Raw genomic sequence first — 21,631 nt, forward strand, 5'->3', positions numbered from 1 at the left:
ACCTCCGTCCGGGCCGGCCCGTCGGACGGGGCAGCAAATCTTCGATCAACGACCACTGAGCATCCGAGAGCATCTGAAACCGAGACACCAAACGAGACTCTCAGCCCGTCGCCTCAACCTTTGTCAGACACGCCCTAGGCCTTTGCTGACCCCTGCCCCGCGCGACATCCGCGATCGTGGGACGTGTCTCCAGCGGCATCGGTCACTCTTTCGTGGCCAACCCGTCCTACGAAACCGGTTCAGACCACAGCAAAGCGAGCCCTTGACATCCGAGCAAACGCAGGCGCGCCGGGATCAGCGCGTGGGCAGCTCCACCCGGACGCGCCACCGACCACCGTCGGGGCCGGCGGCGAACGTGCCGCTCAGCACCTCATGACGAAGCGACTCCGACGCGAGACGATCGCGTAGACCGTCGCCGCGGCGACGATGCCGGCGAGCGCAGTAATCCCCCACCGGAGGATCACCTCGACGTCCGTGAAGACGGCGAGGGAGATGTTGACCGCCAGCGCGACGATGAAGAGAGCGGCGAAGGCCGCGCCGTCCGCGGCGGTCCGCTTCTTGTCAGCCATGGGATTCCTTACGTCGCGGACGAACGGGCACCGTGTGTCTGCCGCGCGTCGATGTGGGTGGGAACGCCTCGGAGCCTAGCCGCGGCCTTTGCGCCTCGATACGGCACGAGAGCGCATTCCATCCGGGGGCGGCACCCTCGAACGGCCACGATCCTATCGGCGCCGGCGACTTCGACCGTAGCCAGCACCTCGACCGACTCCCCTGCCTGCTCGATCCACGGCGCTCGGATGAACACCGCGTGGACGGGGTCGGCGAGGCCGGTCACGTCCAGATCGCCCTCGAAGGAGTCGACCTGGCGACCGAAGGCGTTGCGCCGCACGGTGACATCGAGGCCGCCGAACGTCTCCTGACCGGCGGTGCCGCCGAGCACCCGGTCGGCCAGCATGATCATGCCCGCACAGGTGCCCAGCGCGGGCATGCCGGCGGCCAGACGCTGACGAATCGGCTCGAACAATCCGAAGGTGTGCGCGAGCTTGACCATCGTGGTCGACTCGCCGCCGGGAATCACTAGGGCGTCGCAGCGCTCCAGCTCGACCGGGCGACGCACGGTGAGCGTTTCGGCGCCCAGCCGTTCGAGTGCCGCCACGTGCTCGCGTACGTCACCCTGCAGAGCGAGAACACCAATCGTCGCTGCGGCCACTGGCTCAGACTATCCGCTGCGCCCGGGAGACCGTCTCGACGGTTTGCCGCACGCAAACTGTCATGAACACTTCAGAACGCAGGTCGGGGCGCAGTGGCAGCGACGAGTGATCCAAGTCGGTCATCCGATCCGGACCACCTCAACGAAACTGGGATGGGGAGTCACTTACAGTAAATGCTCGAGCCACTGATTATCCGTCCTTCGCGGTACTGGTACACCGTTCCTGTCGACAACCAGGTCGGGCTCGATTTCAGCTTTGACATCACGGTGGCAGTGCGGTCGTACCAAAAGAGTCCCAAGCCGCCTGAACGGCTGACCTCGACAGACAAGGATTTCGTTCCCGCCGTACCCGTTCCTGGTACATCGATGGCCTGGAGTTGGGCACCGTTCTGATCTCGCGTGACCACCCGATAGTCATACCGAGCATCAACGTGAGTCCAGTGCAGCTCGATCGTCGAAGCCAGGGGCCCACCACCGGAGCAGGTGATCGGACCAGGATCGAGCATCGTGGTGTTCAGCGTGCCAGTTGCCACTGCTGCGGTATCTGCCCAGGCAGCTGAGGTCGGTTGAACGGTCACCGCAATCAGCACGAGGCTGACCAGTCCGCTTGCGAGGACTCCGGCACCGCGCTCCGCAGCCCGGTTGGATCGCCTACCCACAGATGCGCGTCGCTGTTTGCGTGCACCACCGCCCTGCCTGGCGGTGGATCCACGTTCGTCATCATCGCTCCGCCGGGAAAACGCGATGAACAGCGCGGCCGCCGCGATAAGGCCTCCGACAAACATTCCCACCGGGGAACTTACTGCCGTCAGGAGATAGCCAGCCTTGGGGACGGAGAACTCGACCCGCTCAGCGTTGTCGGCCACCGCGTACGACTCGGCATCAGCTTGTTTGTTGGCGTCACCCTTCATGACAAGAGTCACGCCCCGATCAGCGGGCTCGACAGATACTGCGCGGTGGGTGATCCTCACGCCCTGGTCGTTGACGACGCTGATGATGTCTCCGACTCGAATGTCGTCAGCAGCGACGGTTTTCGCGATTCCGAGGTCGCCTGCCTTGATCTCGGGGGACATCGAACCCGACGTGAACACCAGCGGCGTCAGCCCAAAGGCGAATATCGCCACCGCCCAGCCGATGCATAAGACACCCAACGAGGCTCCGAGCCACAAGAAGACTTCCCTCAGCCGATGCATCGCCATCAACTCAGCTGGGTTGCGGTAAAGGTGAGCGTCGCTGAGGTAGACAGCGACTGCGCTCCCGTCCCCGTGGCCGAGGGCAAGATCGCCTGCACGCAGAGGTACTCGCTCACGACGCCTGCCTGAACAGGAGTTGTCGAAAGCGCGGAAGCTCGGTCCGTGATGATCGCTGCTTGGGGTGTCCAGGTAAGGCCGTCGGCTCCACCCCAGATCTGGGTTCCACCACAACCCTGCGACCGCACGCCGTTGCCATTGGTCGTGACGGCTCCAGCCGTTCCTCCGACATACACCTTGAAACGAAGCGCCGTGGCAAGCGCGTTGGAGTTGGCTGTCACCGCCTGGGCACCATAGGTGAATGGGATCGAGTTGGGGGCGCGATCAACCCTGATGGTAGCCGCGACGCTCTCGCCGGGAATCATGTTCGCGATCTGCAACTTCGTCGAACTTGAGACGTTCTCTTCCCCATCGATCTGCAGGTTGAGAGAACCCGACTGGATCGTCCCGGAACTGATCGTTGCGGTGTCGGTCCAGTACGCGAGGGTGCTGACACTTCCAAGTCCCAGCACTATTCCCAGCGTCAAAAAGGCGCGAATGCGACCAGTCCGTCGTCGAGGTCCGCGCCGTGTCGCTCGGCGCCGGGGGGCGGCGTGCTTAGCCATCGACGCCCACCGCCTCGTCTTCCCGGCGGCTCCGTGTGGCCACGATGAAGCCGCTGGCCGCCAGGATCGCACCGATCCACAGCCAGTGTTGGCTCACCAGTGCGCCGGTCGTGGGCAGCAGTCCCCCGGTCTCATCGGAGTCACCGCCGTCTTGGCCATCCTCAAGCGCGTCGGCCAGGGTCACGGCGAAGGTCAACGCCAGACGCTTGGTCTGCGACTGGTTGGTCGAGGCCGGATCGAGGGTCGCGTTGACATCGATCTGTACGACACCGCCCTGGGCAATGCTCTGGGAGGTGAGGCTCTGGCTGGCCACGCCGTTATCCAGGTCGACCCACTCGCCTCCGGCGGGGCGGGCTTGCAGCCTGATGTCGTCGTTCTCGATGAGTTCGTCGGTGTCGGCGCTGCGCGCCTCGATCGTCATGAGCGACGAACTCGGCCCCTGGTTGCGTACGTAGAAGCTGGCCGTCTGCGAGTCGCCCGGCACCCAGCGGAAGGCCGGATCGAACAGGGGCGCCGGAAGAGAGTCCGACCAGGTCACGCCGTCGTTGCTCAGCCCGATCTCATCGGCCGCGTGTGCGGCCGGCGGGATGAGCAGCGTCAGCAGGGTGATCACACCCGTGAGACGCAGCAACCGAGCAGTCATGACGTCAGTCCCCCCCCTTAGTTTCCTCTCGCGCGCCGCGCAGGGCGCCGGTGAACATGTAGGCCGCGTAGAGCAGCAGGCCCCCGGCTACGACGTAGACGGCGGTCTGGCGTTGCGAGCCAGTCAGCGCGTTGTTAACGTAGCCCAAGTACGGAATCGAGTACCAGAGCTTGCCCCGGATCTGTTCAGGCCGGCGCACGTCCTGATCTGCGACATTGTTGGCGTCGCCTTGGGTCGTGAAGGATCGTTCGCCCTTGAGGTTCGTGGACACCTTGACGACCCGGTGCGTGACGAATCCAGACTTGCCGGACTCCAGCTGGATCGTCACCACGTCCCCGATGCGAACCTCGTCGGGCTCGACCGGCTTGGCGATGATGAGCGTTCCGGGCGGGTAGTTCGGCTTCATCGACCCGGTCAGCACCGTGTACGGCGTTGCCCCAGCGATGCGCGGCACGAGGACCGCGAGCAGCAGAACCGCCACGACAGCGAGAATGACCGACCAGGCCACCACCTGGCCGGCGAAGCTCGCGGTTCGGCGCGTCATCAATGGCTCCTGAAGTTCCCCCGGAGCGGGTGGGGCGCCGTCTCCAGCACCCCACCCACCACCAACTCAGGGTGTGAGCAGGGTCAGATCACGGAGTAACGTCGTGCGTCTGGGTCGCGACCAATTCAAGTTCATCCAAGGTGGCCAGACCATTCTGCGAAGCATTGGTCGCTGCCGGCCCGTTGAAGACAACCTCCAGATCAATCACCACATTGTAGGTACCGGGCGCAGAGATCGTCGCCGCAGGCGACGTCATCGTGGCGGTGATGTCAACTTGGTCGTTGAACTCTGCTTCAGCAGCAGCAACCGACGTGTCGTCCAGCTCGACCGTCGCGCCAATGTGGTCGCCTTCGAGCGTCAGCGTGCCAGTGCACTGCTTGGTGATGGTGTCGCCCGGGACGATGAGTGAAATCGATTGTCCGCCCTCGACCCAGTTGGCGTCGCAGGTCACGGCGGTAAGTTCCATGCTGCCGGCCTCGATATTGCCGCCATCGATCGTGTCTTCGGCCGTCCAGTAGGCGAGGGTGCCGGCTCCGCCGAGCAACAACACGGCAGCTGCGCCCGCGGCGAGTGCGCCCTTGGTGGTCTTCTTCATCTCTACTCCCTGAGATTCACTGCCCCAGCACCCTGCCGTGGCGTTCACTCCGGAAACGGAGTGCAGCCTCTATTATCACGCCACTTTTTGGAAAACATCCTGATAGTGACTCAGAAGTAACGTGAAGATCCTCACAGGCGCACGAAATGTCCCCGCTACGAGCGTCAGCGAGGACGCCCGCTCACCAACCCCGCGTCTCGAGGCGGTGCGGCTCGGGGATGTCGTCGACGTTGATGCCGACCATGGCCTCGCCGAGGCCGCGCGAGGCGTTGGCGACCTGATCAGGATCGTCGAAGAACGTGGTGGCCTTGACAATCGCGGCGGCGCGCTGGGCCGGGTTGCCGGACTTGAAGATGCCCGAGCCGACGAAGACGCCCTCCGAGCCGAGCTGCATGACGAGCGCGGCGTCGGCCGGGGTGGCGATGCCACCGGCGGTGAACAGCACGACGGGCAGCTTGCCGGTCTCGGCGATCTCCTTGACGAGATCGAACGGCGCCTGCAGCTCCTTGGCCGCGACGTACAGCTCGTCGTCGCGCAGAGCCTGCAGCTTGCGGATCTCGCCGGTGATCTTGCGGATGTGGGTGACGGCGTTGGACACGTCACCCGTGCCGGCCTCGCCCTTGGAGCGGATGAACGCCGCGCCCTCGGTGATGCGACGCAGCGCCTCGCCCAGGTTGGTGGCGCCGCACACGAACGGGACGTCGAAGGCCCACTTGTCGATGTGGTTGGCGTAGTCGGCCGGGGTCAGCACCTCGGACTCGTCGATGTAGTCGACTCCCAGGCTCTGCAGGATCTGCGCCTCGGCGAAGTGGCCGATGCGGGCCTTGGCCATGACGGGGATCGAGACGGCGTCGATGATGCCGTCTCGATCAGGTCCGGGTCGCTCGAGCGCGCCACGCCGCCCTGGGCGCGGATGTCGGCCGGCACCCGCTCCAGCGCCATGACGGCGACAGCGCCCGCGTCCTCGGCGATCTTGGCCTGCTCAGCCGTGACGACGTCCATGATGACGCCGCCCTTGAGCATCTCGGCCATGCCGCGCTTGACGCGGACGGTGCCGGAGCCAAGGCGGATGCGGATTGCGTCCCCCGCACGAACGCTGGGGCCTTTCGACTCAAGAGCGGCGACCCGAGCCGTCGGTAGCGTCACTTCCGGCGCTTCGATCGCGGTCACGAACGCAGCGTCACTGACAAACACCAACGGATCGAGAGGAAACATCATGGGGGCAGTTCTGAGGTTCATCGCGTGGGTCATCGCGAACATCGGCCGCTGGGGCCGTGCCGTCGCCGGTCAGGTCGGACGCATCACCGCGTGGGCACGCAACAACTGGCGTCGCGTGCTCGATTGGATCAACGCGGGCATCTGGTTCGCGACGATCGTCGACTACATCCTGCGGATCCTCGGCATCGGCTGAGATCTGTTCCGATGGGACGGCGCCACGTGCGTGCCGTCCCATCGGGACACCGCGACCACCTGAAAGAGAAGGAGAGACGACCCATGCCGCAGACACCGGACACCGGCATCCGCGTGAGGGGCGTCTCGAAGACGTACGGCGTCAAGCGCGTGCTCGACTCCGTCTCCTTCGACATCCCCGCGGGCACCGTCACGGGCCTGCTGGGTCCCAACGGCTCCGGCAAGTCGACCGCCATGCGCACGATGCTCGGGTTGACGATCGCCGACGCCGGATCGACCACGTTCGACGGCGTTCTCTTCCGCGATCTCGCGCAGCCGGGCCGTACCGTCGGAGCCCTTCTCGACCCGGGCGCCCACCACCCCGGGCGCAGCGTCGAGGACACGCTCGCGACGGCCGCCATCCTGACCGGCTCACCGCGCGAGCGGGTCGGCGAACTCATCGCCACGCTCGGCCTGGCCTCTGCCGCACGTCGCCGCTTCGGCGCGCTCTCCCTCGGGATGAAGCAGCGGGTCGCCCTCGCCGTCGCGCTCGTCGGTCGGCCTCGACACCTCATCCTCGACGAGCCCATGAACGGTCTCGACATCGAGACCGGCGACTGGCTGCGATCGACTCTTGTCCATCACGCGCACACGACGGGCGGCTGCGTCCTCGTCTCGACGCATCTCCTGCAGGAACTCCAGACCTTCGCCGATCGCATCGTCGTCCTCAGCGAGGGCGCCATCCGCTACTCCGGCGAGGTCGGCGACCTCACCGCCGACAAGAACGCGACGGCGATCGCTGCAGACTCCGACCTGCTGCGACGCGCACTCACGACCCGCGGCATCCCCTTCAGCGTGCGTCCCGAGGACGGGCGCTTCTCGGTCGGCATCGGCCCCCGCTCCCTCAGCGAGATCTGCATCGCCGACCGCATCGTGCTCGACGAGCTCGCCGAGGACCGCGAGTCGATCAGCGACCTCTACCGTCGCCTGACGCGCGGCCAGTATCGAGTGGAAGGTGACGTCTTTGATCCTCGCTGACAGCCCCCCGCAGACCGCCGGCCGCTTCGGCCGCAGCCTGCGGTCCGAACTGCGGAACGTCCGCACGACACGGGGGACGCGGTGGGCGCTGGGCCTCACCGCCGCGCTCTGGGTCGTCGTCGGCGCCGGTGTCGCCGCGATCGCGCTGCTCGTCGACGCGGAATCGGTGAGCATCTCCGGCGCGCTCCTCGGCATGGGGGCGGCCGTCACCGTGTTCGTCCCCATCCTGGCGATCTTCATCATGGCCGCCGACTGGCAGTCGCGAGACGTGCTCACGACGTTCGCCCTCGAACCGCGCCGGCACATCGTCTTCCTCGCCAAGGCCCTGACGGCGCTCATCGTGTGCACCGTCCTCGTCGCCGTCGCCGCCGTCCTGGCCGTCGTGTTCACCGCCGGCCTCGCGCTCGCCGCCGGGGCGACCATCGTGTGGAACGCGGATGCCGAGAGCATCGCGGTCCTGCTCTGGAGCGCCGGCGTCGGCACCGTGTCGGGTATCGCCTACGGCGCGGCGACGCAGCGCGTCGCGATCGCCATCGTGTTCTCGCTCGTGCAGGGATTCGTGATCGACCCGCTGCTCATGCTCGTCCCGCACGGCATCGGCTCGTGGTTCCGGCTGACCGCCATCACCGAGGCCGGCAGCGGCACCGGCGAGCTCGGCCCGGCGCTGACGGCCGGACTGCTGTGGCTGGTCGTCCCGCTCGCCATCGGATTCGCCCGCAATCAGCGGGCCGACATGCAATGACCTGCGCCCCCTCTGGAAAGGGGTCTGGCTGGCGTCTCGGTCAAGACGCCAGCCAGGGGTGCTTCGAATCGGATCGAGATGAAGCGGGATCAGTTTACGCGCACCGAGGTTTCGATCTCCCGAGAATCCACGTCGGACGGATGCCCGCCGACGCCGCGGGTGCGGGAGTATCGGGATCATGACCGTCTCCGCGAGCACCCCGTCCTCGGGATACCCGCCTGCGCACGGCACCCGCGGTGACGCGGTGCTGGCACCCCGCGCGCTGACCTACCTCAACGTCCGCGAGGGCGCGACGACGGTCCTCGTCACCACGGCGCTCGCCGTCGCCATCGCCTTCCTCCCCGATCCCGGGTGGCGCACGGCCCTCTGGGTGATCGTCGGCATCCTCGCCGTCGTCTCGCTGCTGATCGAACTGCCCTGGCTCAACCGCAAGCAGGTCGAGAACACGAGCTACACCGCGACGGCGGACTACGTCTACATCACGCGCGGCTGGCTCTGGCGGCGGACCACCGTCATCGCGACGGCCCAGATCCTGAACGTCGAAGTCGTGCAGGGGCCGCTGCTGCGCGCGTTCGACGCCGTGAGCGTGCGATTCACGTGCATCTCCGAGGTCGAGGGCCTCGGCCCGCTCGAGCCGCGCGCGGCGGAGCGCATCCGTGCGACCGTGCTCCACGCGCAGGCGGAGCCGGCGCGGTGACCGTCCCCGCCGACGCGGCCCCTCGGCGTCTTCCGCTGCGCTACCTTCCGGCGTCGTACCTGGAGTCCTCTCCCAAACTCGTCGGCAGTGTCATCGCCGGCGCCGTCTATCTCTTCGGACCGGCCGTGTGGCCGGGCGCCTGGGCGTGGCTGGCGCTCGGCCCCCTGATCGCCGTTCTCCTGTGCGAACCGATCTGGCGGTGGACCTTCACCCGGGTGGCGCTCACCCCGGAGCACCTGGTGGTGACGACCGGTGCGTTCACGCGCCGCCAGCAGTCCCTCGCCTGGGCCGACATCGGAACGGTCGACAGCAGGCAGTCCTGGGCTTTCGCCCGGTGGGACCTGCGGGTCCTCACGCTGTCCCAGGCCGGCGACGAGCGGACCAAGGTCCACCTGTGGGCGGTCGACGAGGACCTCCATCGCGAGGTGACGGCGCGCGCCGGGCACGCGATCGGGACGGCTGAGGCTGTCTCGGCCGCCGAGCAGCCTGCCGAGCAGGCGCGGCCGGCGCCCGGCATCCTGCTCTACCGGGTGCGGCTGACGCACCTGCTGCTCGCGAGCGTCGTCTACGGCCAGTTCGCCCTCATCGGCGGTGGCGCGGCGTTGGGGGTGTCCGAGACGCTGGGCATGTTCGGCGCCGACACGGCGCTCACCCGGTGGCTGCCGCTGCCCCCGGTTGTCTGGGCGGTGGCGATCGCCGTCGGCATCGTCGCGCTCGGCCTCGTGCTGACGGTGGTGCGCTACGCCTCGTTCGAGGTGCGACGGATGCCGGGCGACCGGATCGTGATCTCCTACGGCCTGTTCTCCACCCACACCCGGAGCGTCTCGCGGGCGACGACGATCGGCATCGTGCTGCAGCGCAACCTCGTCGAGACGCTGCTCGGACGCGTCCGGCTGTCGCTTCTGACGACGGACTCGGCCGCGCAGCTCGGCACGAACCTCCTGCTCCCGTCGCTCCCCCGCCGGGTCGTGGAACGCCTGCTGCACGAGGCGTTCGACGAGGACCCGTCGACGCGCCTGCTCACCGGCGATCGGGGTGCCCGAGCCACCGGTACGGGTGTCGTCCTACTCGCCGGGCTGATCGCTGCCGCCGTCCTCGCCGGCTGGGTCGCCGCGGGGCTGGGGTGGCCGCCGCTGCTCGTCCTCGCGACCGGTGCGGTCGTCTTCGCGATCGCCTGGCCCCTCACGGTCGTCCTCTGTTCACGACTGCGGGTCGACACAGGTTCCGACTGGGTCGTCCTCCTCGTCAGCCATGTCGTGCAACGGCAGACGGTGCTGTCCGCCGCGGCCGTGCACATCGTGGGCACGAGCCGGCTCGCGGGGCATCCGCTCGTCGCCGACGTGTGCTTCTACGCAGGGATGCCGCGCACCTTCCGGGCACTCCGGTTCCGCCCCGCGGAGGTCGACGCGCTGTCGGCTCGGATCGCCGAGACGGTTCCGCTGGCGAGGACGCATCGCCGTGCGCCCGCGCCCGCGCTCACTTGACGAGTGGGAAGAGGATCGTCTCGCGGATGCCGAGGCCCGTGATCGCCATCAGCAGACGGTCGATCCCCATCCCCATGCCACCGGTGGGGGGCATGCCGTGCTCGAGAGCGCGCAGGAACTCCTCGTCGACGCGCATCGCCTCGTCGTCGCCCCGAGCGGCGAGCTTCGCCTGCTCCACGAAACGCTCGCGCTGGATGACGGGGTCGACGAGCTCGGAGTAGCCGGTCGCGAGCTCGAAGCCGCGAACGTAGAGGTCCCACTTCTCGACGACACCCGGGATGCTGCGGTGCTCGCGCACGAGCGGAGACGTGTCGAGCGGGAAGTCCATGACGAATGTCGGACGCTCGAGGCCGCCCTTCACGAAGTGCTCCCACAGCTCCTCGACGAGCTTGCCGTGGGTCGCGATCTTCTCCGGCACCTCGACACCCGCCTCGGACGCGAGGGCCTGGAGCTCCGCGAACGACGTCTCGGGCGTGACGCGGCGACCGGCGGCATCCGACAGCGACTCGTACATCGAGATGCGGTCCCACTGGCCGCCGAGGTCGTACTCGGTGCCGTCGGCCCACGTCACCGTCGTCGACCCGGCCACGGCGATCGCCGCGTTCTGGATGAGCTCCTGCGTCAGGTCGGCGATGCCGTTGTAGTCGGAGTACGCCTGGTAGGCCTCGAGCATCGCGAACTCGGGGCTGTGGGTCGAGTCGGCGCCCTCGTTGCGGAAGTTGCGGTTGATCTCGAAGACGCGATCGATGCCCCCGACGACGGCGCGCTTGAGGAAGAGCTCCGGTGCGATGCGCAGGTACAGGTCGGTGTCGAACGCGTTCGAGTGCGTGATGAAGGGGCGGGCCGCGGCGCCGCCGTGCTGCACCTGCAGCATGGGCGTCTCGACCTCGAGGAAGTCGTGCGCGGCGAACGTCTGGCGCAGCGATGCGTTGACCTTCGCGCGGGCGACGACCGTCTCTCGGGCCTGATCGCGCACGATCAGGTCGAGGTAGCGCGAGCGCACGCGGCTCTCCTCGCTGAGTTCCGTGTGCAGGTTCGGCAGCGGCAGCAGCGCCTTCGAGGCGATCTCCCACGCGCTGACCATGATCGACAGTTCGCCGCGACGGCTCGAGATGACCTGGCCGGTCACCGAGACGTGGTCACCGAGGTCGACCAGATCCTTCCACGCCTGCAGCGACTGCTCGCCCACCTCGGCGAGGGACACCATCGCCTGGATGCGGCTGCCGTCGCCCGACTGCAGTGCCGCGAAGCAGAGCTTGCCCGTGTTGCGGCTGAACACGATCCGGCCCGCGACGGATGCCGTGACTCCGGTCTCCGCTCCGGCCTCGAGGTCGGCGTAACGACCGCGGAGAGCGGGGATCGTGTCGGTGACGGCGACCGCGACGGGGTACGCACCACCCGCGGCATCCGCTCGCTCGGCCAGGAGGCGCTCTCGTTTGGCGAGTCGGACGGCCTTCTGCTCGAACACGTCCTCTTCGGTCGTCTCTGCGGGCACGGGCGCGGGCGCGTCGGTCATGGGGGAAAGCTCCTCGGGGGTGTCCACCCAGTCTACCGGCGGGTCCCCGGCCATCCGCCGGGCCGCCTACATCCCTCCCACCGGGCCCGCATCCGACCGATGAGCGGATGCCGCTGCGTCGGAGTGCAGTGGATCGTCGGCGACACGCGGGGTCCCCGCGCCGATCCGCGGCGTGTCCGACACGATCCATTGCGATCCCGGACGGGTCAGCGGCGCGGCGTCCATCCCGGCGGCAGCGGCCGCCCACCGGCCACCGCATCGGCCGCCGCGGACCAGCCCTGCGCGGCATCCACTGCGTCGAAACCGCCTCGTGCGACCCGGAACCCGACGTCCTCGTGGGTCATCCGAGGGCCGCCGCCCCGGCGCACCCCGGCCCGGACGCTCCAGGAGTCGTCGGCGTATCCGCCGCCACGGAAGACGCGGTAGTCGTCATATCGCTCGGTGTCGAGGAAGTCCCAGCACCACTCCCAGACGTTCCCGAGCGTGTCGAACAGGCCGTGGAGGTTCGGGAGCTTGCCGCCCACGGGCTGCGGCGACGCGACCCCGTCAGCCGCCGTCCAGGCGATCTCGACCAGCGGCCCGTAGTGCGGCGCGGTCGACCCTGCGCGACAGGCATACTCCCACTCGGCCTCGGTCGGCAGACGGTACCCGTCGCTGTCGACGTGCCACCGCACCTCCTCGCCGTCGACCGCGTAGGCCGGGTCGAGGCCCTCCCACTCCGACAGCGCGTTGCAGAAGCGCACCGCCCGCTGCCAGCTGACATCGACGGCGGGGCGGCGGGGGTGGGATGCCGTGATGCCGAGCACCTCGCCCAGCTGCTCCTGCGTGACAGGGAAGACGCCGATCTCGAACGGCTCGAGCTGCACGGTGCGGCGGATCTTCCTCCGGGCGTCGTGGAGCTCCACGGAACCCGCCGGAATGCGAGCGAGTTCGATGTCGGTCACAGCTCCGGGCCCGTGTCGGCGGCGGTGAGCGCGCGGTCGACGGTGGTGTGGACGAGGGCGGACAGGTAGCGCCCGGGCTCCTCGACGCCTGCGCCGGCCAGGAGGCCGACCGCCTGGCGGACGATGGAGGCGGAGAACTCGGTCGCCGTGGCGATCGCCTCTCCGTACGCGGCTCGGTCGGCGTCGGCGACGACGACCGGCTCGCAACCCATCTCGACGGCGAGCGCCTGGGCGATGGGGAGCACGGCGGGCGGGGCCGTCACGGCGGCGTACGCATCCTGCAGTGCGCGGAGGTCGGTGGATGTCCCCGTGAACGCGATCGCGGGGTGGATGCCGAGTGGGATCGCCCCTTTCGCCGCCGCCGGCGCCAGCACGCCGATGCCGTGCGAGGGGTCAGTGTGCACGAGCAGCTGCCCCACCTGCCACGCGCCGAGGTCGGCCATCCCCGCCACCAGACCGGGCAGCTCGTCGTGCGGCACGGCGAGGATCACCAGCTCGCTGCGCCGGGCGACTTCGTCGGCGGTGAGCGTGGGCACACCGGGGAGGATCGCCTCGACGCGGTCGGGGTCGGAACCCGCCGTGATCCCGGTGAGCGCGTGACCGGCACCCGCGAGCGCCGCAGCGATCACCGGACCGACCCGGCCCGCTCCGATCACGCCGACCCCGAGCCTCCCCTCACGCGCCACGATGGCCTCCCGGATCGGTGGCCACCGGATCGGTTACCACCGGATCGACCTCCGCCGGATCGACCTCCGCCGGATCGACCCGCACCGGACCGGTCGCCAACGGATCCATCGTCGGCGCGGAGGCTGCCGGGGGGTGGACCTCAGTCGGCTCGGCGTCGACGCCAGCGGCGATCGCACCCGCGGCGGTCGCGGTCCACAGTCCGAGGGCATCACGGTGATCGAGCGCTTCGACGGCGGCCGTGACGGGTCCGGTCACGGTGTGGCCGGTGACCCGGGCCAGCCCGAGCGCACGGTCGATCGGCCCCTGGTCCACCCGCACCGACTGCAGCCGCGCCAACGGGAGGATCACGAGCTTCGGCCACAGTCGGCCACTGCGCATCAGGACCGCGTCCGGCAGCAGGCGGAAGCCGTTGCGCCGTCGCGACAGCGGCACGATCGGCCACGCCCGCGGCGGCGAGACGGTGAACCCGTCACCCGGGCGCGGCCCGCGCAGCCCCGCTTCGAGGAGGGCTGCGTCGACCTCGACCGCCGGCAGCAGGAGACGGAGGACGCGCTCGACGTCGTCGAGGGTGCCGATCGGCAGCACGTCGGCCGCTTGCGCGGCAGAGGCGTCGGTGGCGGAGCGGCCGGAGATGCGATTGACCCGGATGCGCCACCATCCACCCCAGCGCCACAGCAGCGGCTGCCGGATGTCCACCGCGTGCACCCGTCCGGGCGGCAGCGTCTCCGTCACGGTGGTGAGCAGACCGAAAGTGACGCGCACCCCGGCCGCCGTCGGCGCGATCGAGTACCGCATCGTGCGGATGAACTGACGGACCGTGTAAGCACCGAATCCGATCGCCGCGGGGATCGCGGCGCCCGCGGCGGCGATCAGCCACAGCGGCTGGAAGACGGCCGCCACCACGAGAGCCACCACCAGACCCACGAACCAGATGGTCGAGCCCGACAGCAGGTTCGCGAGGATCAGCCGGCTGACCGGCACGCGGACGATCGACTCCGGCTCGACGTCGCTCTCATCGACGCCGTCGACGATCTCGGTGATGCCGGCGGAGATCCGCCCAACGGCGCCCTGAGGCTCAGGAGTGCGCCGGGCCTCGGCATCCGCTCTCTGTCGTCCCGATGCGAGGCGCAGGATGTCGCCGCGGATCGTCTCGGCGTTGGCGGTCGACAGGTACTCGAGCTTGACGTTGGCGTCGAGGCCGGCGCCGACGACCTCGAGCTTGGCGAGGCCGACCAGTCGCGCGAGTGCGGGGCGCGTGAGGTTCACTCCCTGCACCCGGTCGAGGGGTGCGCGGCGGTGGGTGCGGAACAGCACCCCGCTGCGGACCTCGACGTCGTCCCCGGTGATGCGGAACGACGCGAACCGCCAACTCAGCCAGAAGATCGCGACGAGGACGAGCAGACCGGCGATGCCGATCAGCAGCGCCGGGATGAGGGCGCCGTTGTCGAGGATCAGCTGCAGCGGATCGCCGTCGTCCTCCCAGCTCATGCCGTCGGGCAGGACCAGCGAGATGAGGCGGTCGCGGAGGTTCGCGACCAGGATGCCGAGGACGACGATGACCGTCAGCCCTCCCCGCAGCAGGGGCGAGAGCGGGTGCATGCGGTGCCATGCGCCGTCGCTGAGGTCCGAACGCACCTCGTGCTGCGGCGGCGCCTGCGGCGCGGCGGGGTCGAGCTCGCTCACAGCCCGGTCCGCCGGGTCTCCGCCACCTCGATGAGCGCGTCACGCAGCTGCTCCGCCGTCTGCTGCGGCAGCCCGGGAATCGTGACGCCGGTCGAGGCGGCGGCCGTCACGAGCTTGAGCTGCGCGATGCCGAGGCCCCGGTCGAGCGGACCGTGGGTGATGTCGACGAGCTGCAGCCGCCCATACGGCACGGCGACCATGCGCTGCCACAGGATGCCGCGACGGAAGACCAGATCGTCCTCGCGCAGCTGGTAGCCGATCGACCGGGCCTGCCGCGGGGTGATGATCGCGAGCAGCAGGAAGAAGACGAACGCGATGGCCCCCGGAATGAGCGGCCAGTTCTCCTCGGACACGAACCGGACGACGAGCACGACGGCCGCGATGAGCACGAGCGTCGCGACGTATCCGATGAGCTGACCGACCACATACTTCGGCGAGATCTGGTGCCACGCGCCGTCGCCCAGCGGGAGCCGGTTCTCGCTGCGCGGCTCGGGGATCTTCTGGAATGTCCCCTCGTCGAACCCGGCCGCAGGCACCGGCACGGGGGCGGAGGTCTCAGTCGAGGTGGGAGAGGCCGAAACCGGGCTCTTCGGGTCCGGGCTGGTCGTCATCGTCGTCCTTCCGGATCGTGCACAGGTACTCGGCGATCAGTGCGCCCGCCACGAGGACGAGACCGCTGAGCAGCGCGGCGATGACCGCACCCGTCGAGCCTAACGACGGCGACACCGGACGTGTGACGACGAACAGGAGCAATCCCGCCGCGAACCCGGTGACGACCGCTCCGACCAGGCTCGAGGCCTTCGCGAGCATCGCGACGCGCAGCGCCACGAACGGGTCGATGCGCTGCCCGCTGCCGGTGGCGGCACGGCGCACCGGAATCGCCGCCGCCACGACCCCGACCGCCAGCACCGCCAGGAGCACCGCGAGGACCGGAGACGGCGTGAAGGTGGGCCCGCCGGAGCGGGTGAGCAGCTGATCGAGGAGGAACCCGGCCCCACCGGCGAGGACGGCGACGCAGATGAGGACGAGCGGGTTGGTGCGGCTCATCCGGGGTCTCCCCCGTGCAGGCGGGCGCGCAGGTCGGCGACACGGCCGGCTCCGGGCAGGACGGCATCCGGGTCGATCGCGAACCACGGGTCGAGCACGAAGTCCCGTTCGGCGGCGCGCGGGTGGGGAAGCACGAGCGACGGATCGTCGCTGCGGATGTCGCCGTACGTGATGAGGTCGAGGTCGAGGGTGCGCGATCCCCACCGCTCGCGACGGACCCGGCCGTGGCGACCTTCTATGGCATGCAGATAGCCGAGCAGCAGGGTGGGTGCGAGCCGGGTGTCGATGAGGGCGACGGTATTGAGGTACCGAGGCGCGTCGGCGTCGGGACCGCCCAAGGTGACCGCGACCGAGTCGATCGGCTCCGCGGCGGCGACGAGCGTCGTGAGGGGAAGCCGACCGAGATCGTCGATCGCCGCCGAGATCGTGGCGGCACGGTCTCCGAGATTGGCGCCGAGCGCGATGACGGCGCGGCGCGGAAGCGCGGGGACGCGGTCGGGGGTGCCCGGCAGGTCGGCGGCGAGTCGACGGCTCATGCGGTGTCCCGCCTGCGCCGGGTCGTGACGGCGACATCGCCGAAGGGCACCTGGATGGGAGCGCTCGGCTTGTGCACCGTGACCTCGACGGCATCGACGATCGGCCACGCGAGCGCCGCCGTCGCGATGCGCTCCGCGACCGTCTCGAGGAGGTTCGCAGGCTCCCCGGCGAGGATCGCGGCGACCTGCTCGGCGAGCTCGCCGTAGTGCACCGTGTCGAGGACGTCGTCGCTCGCGGCCGCCGTTCGGGTGGACAGGTGCAGCACGACGTCGGCGATGAACTCCTGTCCCTCCCGCCGCTCGTGCGCGTAGACGCCGTGATATCCGAACGCCCGGATGCCGGTGAGGCGGATCTCGTCTGTCATGCCTCGCCCTCCCACGCTTCACGCACAGCGAGCGCCATGCGGGTTCGTGCGACGTCGTGGACCCGCACCGCCCATGCGCCCGCCTGGGCGGCGAGCACGCTCGTGACCGCCGTGGCGATGTCGCGGTCGGCCTCGGATTCGAGGGCGATGCCCGCGGCACCGGCGGCGACGTCGAGCATCCGCTTGCGGCTCGTGCCGATGAGCACGCGCCGCCCGTCCTCCGTCAACCGGGACAGGCCGCGAACGACCTCCCAGTTCTGCTCCGGGGTCTTCCCGAAGCCGAAGCCGGGGTCGACGATGATGCGCTCGTCCGGGATGCCGGCCACGCGCGCGGCGTCGACACGCACGCCGAGCTCACCCACGACCTCCGCGACGATGTCGTCGTACACGGCTGCACCGTACATGTCGGCAGAGTGGCCCCGCCAGTGCTGCAGGACGATGTCCGCATCGAGGCCCGCGACAGCCGCGAGCATGCCGGGATCGGCGAGCCCCCCCGAGACGTCGTTGATGATGAGCGCGCCCGCGCGGACCGCGGCGATCGCGGTGGCGGCGTTCATGGTGTCGACGCTGACGATCGCACCGGCATCGGCCAGGGCCTCGACCACGGGCAGGATCCGCGCCTGCTCCTCCGCCTCGGTCACCCGTTCGGCGCCGGGACGGGTCGATTCCCCGCCCACGTCCAGAAGGTCGGCGCCGTCAGCGCGCAGGCGCAGACCGTGCGCGATCGCGGCGTCGTGGTCGGCGTAGCGGCCGCCGTCACTGAAGGAGTCGGGGGTGACGTTGACGATCCCCATCACGAGGGTCACGCGCCACCGCCGGTGAGCAGGGCGATGACCTCGGCGCGGGCGGCCGGCTCGGTGAAGTCCCCGCGGGCGGCGATCGTGACGGTGGATGCCACGGGCTGGCGCCCCCCGCGCATCGTGACGCACTCGTGCATGGCGTCGAGGACGACGAGCACACCGTGGGTGTCGAGCGATCCGGAGATGGTGTCGGCGACCTGCTCGCCGAGTCGCTCCTGCACCTGCGGACGCGCCGCGAGAATGTCGATGACGCGGGGAAGCGCTCCAAGCCCGACGACCTGCTCCCCGGGGAGGTACGCCACGTGCGCGCGCCCGGCGAACGGCAGCAGGTGGTGTTCGCACACCGACCGGAAGCGGATGTCGCGGAGCATCACGGCACCGGAAGGCAGCGTGTCGGGCGCCGGCCCACGGGTCACCGAGATGGTGTGGGCGAGCGGAGCGGCGGCATCCTCCCCCACTCCGGAGAAGAACTCCGCGTACGCATCGGCGACCCTCTCAGGGGTGGCGCGGAGGCCGGGACGGTCGGGATCCTCCCCGATCGCTTCGAGAAGCTCCCGCACCAATGCGGACACGCGTTCGCGGTCGACCGCCATGGGTCGCTCCTTACGCCGTGGCGGGACGCGCCTGTCCGGCCGGCCGGTGCGCCGGGACGGACTCGGTCGCGGCCTGTTCGGCCGCGGTGCTGGCGGCGACCGGAGCCGACTCCTCGCGGCGCGGCACGACCACCGGGGGCAGCGTCGAGACGGGGCGTTCGCTGCTGGAGAGCCACTGCGGGCGCGGCGGCAGCTTCTTGATGTCGGCGAAGATCTCGGCGAGCTCGATGTGGTCGAGCGTCTCCTTCTCGAGCAGCGCGAGGGCGAGCTTGTCGAGCACGTCGCGGTTGGCGTTGAGCACCTCGTAGGCCTCGTTATGCGCCTGTTCGATCAGGTCGCGCACCTGCGCGTCGACGCGCTCCGCGATCCGCTCGCTGAAGTCGCGGCCGTGGCCCATGTCGCGCCCCATGAAGACCTCACCCGACGAGGAGCCGAGCTTGACGGGCCCGACGTCGGTCGTCATCCCGTACTCAGTGACCATCTTGCGGGCGATGTTCGTCGCCTTCTCGATGTCGTTCGAGGCGCCGGTGGTGGGGTCGTGGAAGACGATCTCCTCCGCGACGCGACCGCCCATCGCGTACGTGAGCTGGTCCTGCAGCTCGTTGCGGGTGACCGAGTACTTGTCGTCGACCGGCAGCACCATGGTGTAGCCGAGCGCCTTGCCGCGAGGGAGGATCGTGACCTTCGTGACCGGATCGGTGTGGTTCATCGCGGCGGCGGCGAGGGCGTGACCGCCCTCGTGGTACGCCGTGATGAGCTTCTCCTTGTCCTTCATGACGCGCGTGCGCCGCTGCGGGCCGGCGATGACGCGGTCGATCGCCTCATCGAGGGCGCGCATGTCGATCAGCTGGGCGTTCGAGCGGGCCGTGAGCAGGGCCGCCTCGTTGAGAACGTTGGCGAGGTCGGCGCCGGTGAACCCGGGGGTCTTGCGCGCGACGATCGCGAGGTCGACCGAGGGCGAGAGCGGCTTGCCGCGGCCGTGCACCTCGAGGATCTTCTGACGCCCCTTCAGGTCGGGGGCGTCCACACCGATCTGACGGTCGAACCGGCCCGGGCGCAGCAGCGCCGGGTCGAGGATGTCGGGACGGTTGGTGGCCGCGATGACGAGCACGGAGACCTTCGGGTCGAACCCGTCCATCTCGACGAGCATCTGGTTGAGCGTCTGCTCGCGCTCATCGTGACCGCCGCCCATGCCGGCGCCGCGGTGGCGACCGACCGCGTCGATCTCGTCGATGAAGATGATCGCAGGCGAGTTCTCCTTCGCCTGCGTGAACAGGTCGCGGACACGGCTCGCACCGACACCGACGAACATCTCGACGAAGTCCGATCCCGAGATCGAGTAGAACGGCACACCGGCCTCACCGGCGACGGCGCGCGCGAGGAGCGTCTTGCCGGTTCCGGGAGGGCCGTACAGCAGGACGCCCTTGGGGATGCGGGCGCCGACGGCCTGGAACTTCGCCGGGTCCTTCAGGAAGTCCTTGATCTCCTGCATCTCCTCGATCGCCTCGTCGGAGCCGGCCACGTCGGTGAACATCACCGTCGGCGTCTCCTTCGTGACGAGCTTGGCCCGGGACTTGCCGAACTGCATGACCTTGCCGCCGCCGCCCTGGGCGCTCGACATCAGCCACCAGAACAGCAGACCGAGCAGCAGCACCGGGAGCAGGATCGACATGAGGCTCGCGAACCAGTTGCCGCGCGGGACGACGTCGTTGAAGCCGTCCTCCGGGTCGGCGGCGTTGACGGCCGCGACGACCTCGTCGGCACGCTGCTCGACGTAATAGAACTGCACACTGGTGCCGCCTTCGAACGCCTTGCTCAACTCGAGGTCGACCCGCTGGTCGATGTCGGTGACGGTCACCTTGGTGACGGTGTCACCCTCGAGGAGCTCGAGGCCCTGCTGCGTCGTGATCTGCTTCGGACCGGTGAGGCTCGAGATCAGCGAGACCCCGACGATCAGCAGCACGGCGACGAGCAACACGTAGATCAGCGGGTTGCGCGAGAGCTTCTTGACGTTCATGGTGCGTTCAGGCTACCCCGCGGCGGCTATGGCCGGTCTGTGATTCGCCATGGGCGTAGCCGGACTCCCGGCGCCCCGCGTCAGGAGTAAACGTGCGGCGCGAGCACCGCGACATCGCGGAGGTTGCGGTACTTCTCGGCGTAGTCCAGGCCGTATCCGACGACGAACTCGACGGGGATGTCGAAGCCGACGTAGCGGCAGTCGATCTCGACCTTGGCGGCCTCGGGCTTGCGCAGGAGGGCGAGCACCTCGATCGAGGCCGCGCCGCGGGAGGCGAAGTTCTCCAGCAGCCAGCTGAGGGTCAGACCCGAGTCGATGATGTCCTCGACGATCAGCACGTGCTTGCCGGAGATGTCGGTGTCGAGATCCTTGCGGATCTGGACGACACCGCTGGACTTGGTCCCGGCGCCGTAGGAGGAGACCGCCATCCAGTCCATCTCGATGTCGCGCTTCAGTGCGCGGGCGAAGTCGGCCATGACCATGACCGCTCCCTTGAGGACGCCGACGAGCAGCAGGTCCTTGCCCTCGTAGTCAGCCTCCACGCGCCGGGCGAGCTCCTCGAGCTTCGCACGGATCTCCTCCTCGGTGACGAGGACATCGGTCAGCTGGTCGGCGATCTCTGCGGCGCGCATCTGAGAAGTCTAGATTCCGGAACCGGATGCCGTGAACTCGATCTTCCCGCCCGCTCGGCGTGCGCGGCATCCGGGCAGGTCGATCGGGCCCTGACCGGACCAGTCGGTGACGAGGCGGGCGACCTCGAGGGTCTGGGTGCGGGTGAGTCCGACGTGGAACTCGCTGGCGACGACGTGGCGGATGATGCGGTGCCGGAGCGCGGGCGGGTTGGCGGCGAGCGCGGCGACGGAGACCGCGATGCCCGCCTCGGCAGGCTCGACGATGTCCTCGATCGTCTCCTCGATCATCTCGGCGAACGCGGCGGCGTCCTCGCGCAACTGCTCGGCGGTGCGGGCGAGGGCTTCTGCGATGCCGGGGCCGAGCTCGGCCTCGAGGACGGGGAGCACCGCGCGCCGGACCCGCACGCGGGCGAACGCGGGGTCGGTGTTGTGCGGGTCGTCCCACGGCCTCAGTCCATCGGCGGCGCACGCGGCGCGGGTCGTCGCGCGCCGGACGCCGAGGAGCGGCCGCCGCCACGTGACGTCGTCGTCGACAGTCGCCGGCGCCATGCCCGCGAGGCTGGCGGCGCCGGAACCTCGGGACAGGCCGAGCAACACCGTCTCGGCCTGGTCGT

Annotated in this window: 25 protein-coding genes and 1 pseudogene; 5 read left to right on the forward strand and 21 right to left on the reverse strand. The window is 69.3% G+C overall.

The features are described 5' to 3' along the window. Window positions 1-362: 362 nt before the first annotated feature. From ACHFGS_RS09960 to pdxS, 8 genes and pseudogenes are all read right to left on the reverse strand, one after another. Window positions 363-569 (reverse strand): hypothetical protein, encoded by a 207-nt coding sequence (locus ACHFGS_RS09960; protein WP_394279745.1) that lies wholly within the window; start codon window positions 567-569, stop codon window positions 363-365. An 8-nt stretch (window positions 570-577) separates the two neighbouring features. Next, window positions 578-1,210, reverse strand: coding sequence for a pyridoxal 5'-phosphate synthase glutaminase subunit PdxT (gene pdxT, locus ACHFGS_RS09965; RefSeq protein ID WP_394279746.1), 633 nt, complete (start codon window positions 1,208-1,210; stop codon window positions 578-580). A 161-nt stretch (window positions 1,211-1,371) separates the two neighbouring features. Beyond that, on the reverse strand, window positions 1,372-2,334 hold the full coding sequence (locus tag ACHFGS_RS09970; protein ID WP_394279747.1) for a signal peptidase I: 963 nt from the start codon (window positions 2,332-2,334) through the stop codon (window positions 1,372-1,374). A 74-nt stretch (window positions 2,335-2,408) separates the two neighbouring features. Further along, complete coding sequence (locus ACHFGS_RS09975; RefSeq protein ID WP_394279748.1) at window positions 2,409-3,065, reverse strand: SipW-dependent-type signal peptide-containing protein; 657 nt, start codon at window positions 3,063-3,065, stop codon at window positions 2,409-2,411. Continuing rightward, window positions 3,058-3,678 (reverse strand): LPXTG cell wall anchor domain-containing protein, encoded by a 621-nt coding sequence (locus ACHFGS_RS09980; protein ID WP_394279749.1) that lies wholly within the window; start codon window positions 3,676-3,678, stop codon window positions 3,058-3,060. Before ACHFGS_RS09980 ends, ACHFGS_RS09975 begins: the two co-directional genes overlap by 8 nt. Window positions 3,679-3,712: 34 nt before the next feature. Next, window positions 3,713-4,252: a signal peptidase I gene (locus ACHFGS_RS09985; RefSeq protein WP_394279750.1), complete on the reverse strand. Its 540-nt coding sequence runs from the start codon at window positions 4,250-4,252 to the stop codon at window positions 3,713-3,715. An 88-nt stretch (window positions 4,253-4,340) separates the two neighbouring features. Further along, the gene (locus tag ACHFGS_RS09990) at window positions 4,341-4,847 is read right to left on the reverse strand and encodes an alternate-type signal peptide domain-containing protein (protein ID WP_394279751.1); all 507 of its coding nucleotides are present in this window, start codon (window positions 4,845-4,847) and stop codon (window positions 4,341-4,343) included. Between the two features lie 181 nt (window positions 4,848-5,028). Then, window positions 5,029-5,879 (reverse strand): annotated as a pseudogene (gene pdxS, locus ACHFGS_RS09995) (pyridoxal 5'-phosphate synthase lyase subunit PdxS). 184 nt (window positions 5,880-6,063) lie between these two features. Here pdxS and ACHFGS_RS10000 point away from each other — a divergent pair. The 5 genes from ACHFGS_RS10000 (at window position 6,064) to ACHFGS_RS10020 (ending at window position 10,197) form a co-directional block, all read left to right on the forward strand. Further along, window positions 6,064-6,258 carry an aureocin A53 family class IId bacteriocin gene (locus tag ACHFGS_RS10000; protein ID WP_394279752.1) on the forward strand — a complete coding sequence of 65 codons (195 nt, stop codon included), beginning with the start codon at window positions 6,064-6,066 and terminating at the stop codon, window positions 6,256-6,258. Window positions 6,259-6,341: 83 nt separating this feature from the next. Continuing rightward, entirely contained in the window at window positions 6,342-7,274 is a 933-nt protein-coding gene (locus tag ACHFGS_RS10005) for an ATP-binding cassette domain-containing protein (RefSeq protein WP_394279753.1), read from the forward strand. Further along, complete coding sequence (locus ACHFGS_RS10010; RefSeq protein ID WP_394279754.1) at window positions 7,252-8,016, forward strand: ABC transporter permease; 765 nt, start codon at window positions 7,252-7,254, stop codon at window positions 8,014-8,016. The genes ACHFGS_RS10005 and ACHFGS_RS10010 overlap by 23 nt, the downstream gene beginning before the upstream one ends. 178 nt (window positions 8,017-8,194) lie before the next feature. Beyond that, on the forward strand, window positions 8,195-8,713 hold the full coding sequence (locus ACHFGS_RS10015) for a PH domain-containing protein (protein WP_394279755.1): 519 nt from the start codon (window positions 8,195-8,197) through the stop codon (window positions 8,711-8,713). Further along, the gene (locus ACHFGS_RS10020; protein WP_394279756.1) at window positions 8,710-10,197 is read left to right on the forward strand and encodes a hypothetical protein; all 1,488 of its coding nucleotides are present in this window, start codon (window positions 8,710-8,712) and stop codon (window positions 10,195-10,197) included. Before ACHFGS_RS10015 ends, ACHFGS_RS10020 begins: the two co-directional genes overlap by 4 nt. Here ACHFGS_RS10020 and lysS read toward each other — a convergent pair. From lysS to ACHFGS_RS10085, 13 genes are all read right to left on the reverse strand, one after another. Next, window positions 10,190-11,713 (reverse strand): lysine--tRNA ligase, encoded by a 1,524-nt coding sequence (gene lysS / locus ACHFGS_RS10025; protein WP_394279757.1) that lies wholly within the window; start codon window positions 11,711-11,713, stop codon window positions 10,190-10,192. The genes ACHFGS_RS10020 and lysS overlap by 8 nt on opposite strands. 206 nt (window positions 11,714-11,919) lie before the next feature. Next, complete coding sequence (locus ACHFGS_RS10030) at window positions 11,920-12,657, reverse strand: formylglycine-generating enzyme family protein (protein WP_394279758.1); 738 nt, start codon at window positions 12,655-12,657, stop codon at window positions 11,920-11,922. Next, window positions 12,654-13,343 carry a DUF2520 domain-containing protein gene (locus ACHFGS_RS10035; RefSeq protein WP_394279759.1) on the reverse strand — a complete coding sequence of 230 codons (690 nt, stop codon included), beginning with the start codon at window positions 13,341-13,343 and terminating at the stop codon, window positions 12,654-12,656. The genes ACHFGS_RS10030 and ACHFGS_RS10035 overlap by 4 nt, the downstream gene beginning before the upstream one ends. Further along, complete coding sequence (locus ACHFGS_RS10040; protein WP_394279760.1) at window positions 13,333-15,027, reverse strand: PH domain-containing protein; 1,695 nt, start codon at window positions 15,025-15,027, stop codon at window positions 13,333-13,335. Before ACHFGS_RS10040 ends, ACHFGS_RS10035 begins: the two co-directional genes overlap by 11 nt. Beyond that, complete coding sequence (locus ACHFGS_RS10045) at window positions 15,024-15,638, reverse strand: PH domain-containing protein (protein ID WP_394279761.1); 615 nt, start codon at window positions 15,636-15,638, stop codon at window positions 15,024-15,026. Before ACHFGS_RS10045 ends, ACHFGS_RS10040 begins: the two co-directional genes overlap by 4 nt. Further along, window positions 15,583-16,074 (reverse strand): DUF3180 domain-containing protein, encoded by a 492-nt coding sequence (locus ACHFGS_RS10050; RefSeq protein ID WP_394279762.1) that lies wholly within the window; start codon window positions 16,072-16,074, stop codon window positions 15,583-15,585. The genes ACHFGS_RS10045 and ACHFGS_RS10050 overlap by 56 nt, the downstream gene beginning before the upstream one ends. Next, a complete protein-coding gene (folK, locus tag ACHFGS_RS10055) occupies window positions 16,071-16,610 on the reverse strand; it encodes a 2-amino-4-hydroxy-6-hydroxymethyldihydropteridine diphosphokinase (RefSeq protein WP_394279763.1) in 540 nt (179 codons plus the stop codon). Before folK ends, ACHFGS_RS10050 begins: the two co-directional genes overlap by 4 nt. Beyond that, the gene (gene folB, locus ACHFGS_RS10060) at window positions 16,607-16,975 is read right to left on the reverse strand and encodes a dihydroneopterin aldolase (RefSeq protein ID WP_394279764.1); all 369 of its coding nucleotides are present in this window, start codon (window positions 16,973-16,975) and stop codon (window positions 16,607-16,609) included. Before folB ends, folK begins: the two co-directional genes overlap by 4 nt. Further along, entirely contained in the window at window positions 16,972-17,781 is an 810-nt protein-coding gene (gene folP / locus ACHFGS_RS10065) for a dihydropteroate synthase (protein ID WP_394279765.1), read from the reverse strand. Before folP ends, folB begins: the two co-directional genes overlap by 4 nt. Then, window positions 17,778-18,368, reverse strand: a complete 591-nt coding sequence (gene folE / locus ACHFGS_RS10070; protein WP_394279766.1) for a GTP cyclohydrolase I — start codon at window positions 18,366-18,368, stop codon at window positions 17,778-17,780. The genes folP and folE overlap by 4 nt, the downstream gene beginning before the upstream one ends. A gap of 10 nt (window positions 18,369-18,378) precedes the next feature. Continuing rightward, window positions 18,379-20,385, reverse strand: a complete 2,007-nt coding sequence (gene ftsH, locus ACHFGS_RS10075) for an ATP-dependent zinc metalloprotease FtsH (protein WP_394279767.1) — start codon at window positions 20,383-20,385, stop codon at window positions 18,379-18,381. Between the two features lie 80 nt (window positions 20,386-20,465). Next, complete coding sequence (gene hpt, locus ACHFGS_RS10080) at window positions 20,466-21,017, reverse strand: hypoxanthine phosphoribosyltransferase (RefSeq protein WP_394279768.1); 552 nt, start codon at window positions 21,015-21,017, stop codon at window positions 20,466-20,468. A gap of 9 nt (window positions 21,018-21,026) precedes the next feature. Continuing rightward, on the reverse strand, window positions 21,027-21,631 hold a 605-nt coding region (locus ACHFGS_RS10085; RefSeq protein WP_394289434.1), incomplete at its 5' end, for an ATP-binding protein.

The organism is Microbacterium sp. (genome assembly GCF_043427715.1).
Taxonomy (GTDB): domain Bacteria; phylum Actinomycetota; class Actinomycetes; order Actinomycetales; family Microbacteriaceae; genus Microbacterium.

Coding starts and splice junctions, on each gene's coding strand:
- ACHFGS_RS09960 (WP_394279745.1), bottom strand. CDS start 569: ATGGCTGACAAGAAGCGGACCGCCGCGGACGGCGCGGCCTTCGCCGCT.
- ACHFGS_RS09975 (WP_394279748.1), bottom strand. CDS start 3,065: ATGGCTAAGCACGCCGCCCCCCGGCGCCGAGCGACACGGCGCGGACCT.
- ACHFGS_RS09985 (WP_394279750.1), bottom strand. CDS start 4,252: ATGACGCGCCGAACCGCGAGCTTCGCCGGCCAGGTGGTGGCCTGGTCG.
- ACHFGS_RS09990 (WP_394279751.1), bottom strand. CDS start 4,847: ATGAAGAAGACCACCAAGGGCGCACTCGCCGCGGGCGCAGCTGCCGTG.
- ACHFGS_RS10000 (WP_394279752.1), top strand. CDS start 6,064: ATGGGGGCAGTTCTGAGGTTCATCGCGTGGGTCATCGCGAACATCGGC.
- ACHFGS_RS10005 (WP_394279753.1), top strand. CDS start 6,342: ATGCCGCAGACACCGGACACCGGCATCCGCGTGAGGGGCGTCTCGAAG.
- ACHFGS_RS10015 (WP_394279755.1), top strand. CDS start 8,195: ATGACCGTCTCCGCGAGCACCCCGTCCTCGGGATACCCGCCTGCGCAC.
- lysS (WP_394279757.1), bottom strand. CDS start 11,713: ATGACCGACGCGCCCGCGCCCGTGCCCGCAGAGACGACCGAAGAGGAC.
- ACHFGS_RS10045 (WP_394279761.1), bottom strand. CDS start 15,638: ATGACGACCAGCCCGGACCCGAAGAGCCCGGTTTCGGCCTCTCCCACC.
- ACHFGS_RS10050 (WP_394279762.1), bottom strand. CDS start 16,074: ATGAGCCGCACCAACCCGCTCGTCCTCATCTGCGTCGCCGTCCTCGCC.
- folK (WP_394279763.1), bottom strand. CDS start 16,610: ATGAGCCGTCGACTCGCCGCCGACCTGCCGGGCACCCCCGACCGCGTC.
- folB (WP_394279764.1), bottom strand. CDS start 16,975: ATGACAGACGAGATCCGCCTCACCGGCATCCGGGCGTTCGGATATCAC.
- folE (WP_394279766.1), bottom strand. CDS start 18,368: ATGGCGGTCGACCGCGAACGCGTGTCCGCATTGGTGCGGGAGCTTCTC.
- ftsH (WP_394279767.1), bottom strand. CDS start 20,385: ATGAACGTCAAGAAGCTCTCGCGCAACCCGCTGATCTACGTGTTGCTC.
- hpt (WP_394279768.1), bottom strand. CDS start 21,017: ATGCGCGCCGCAGAGATCGCCGACCAGCTGACCGATGTCCTCGTCACC.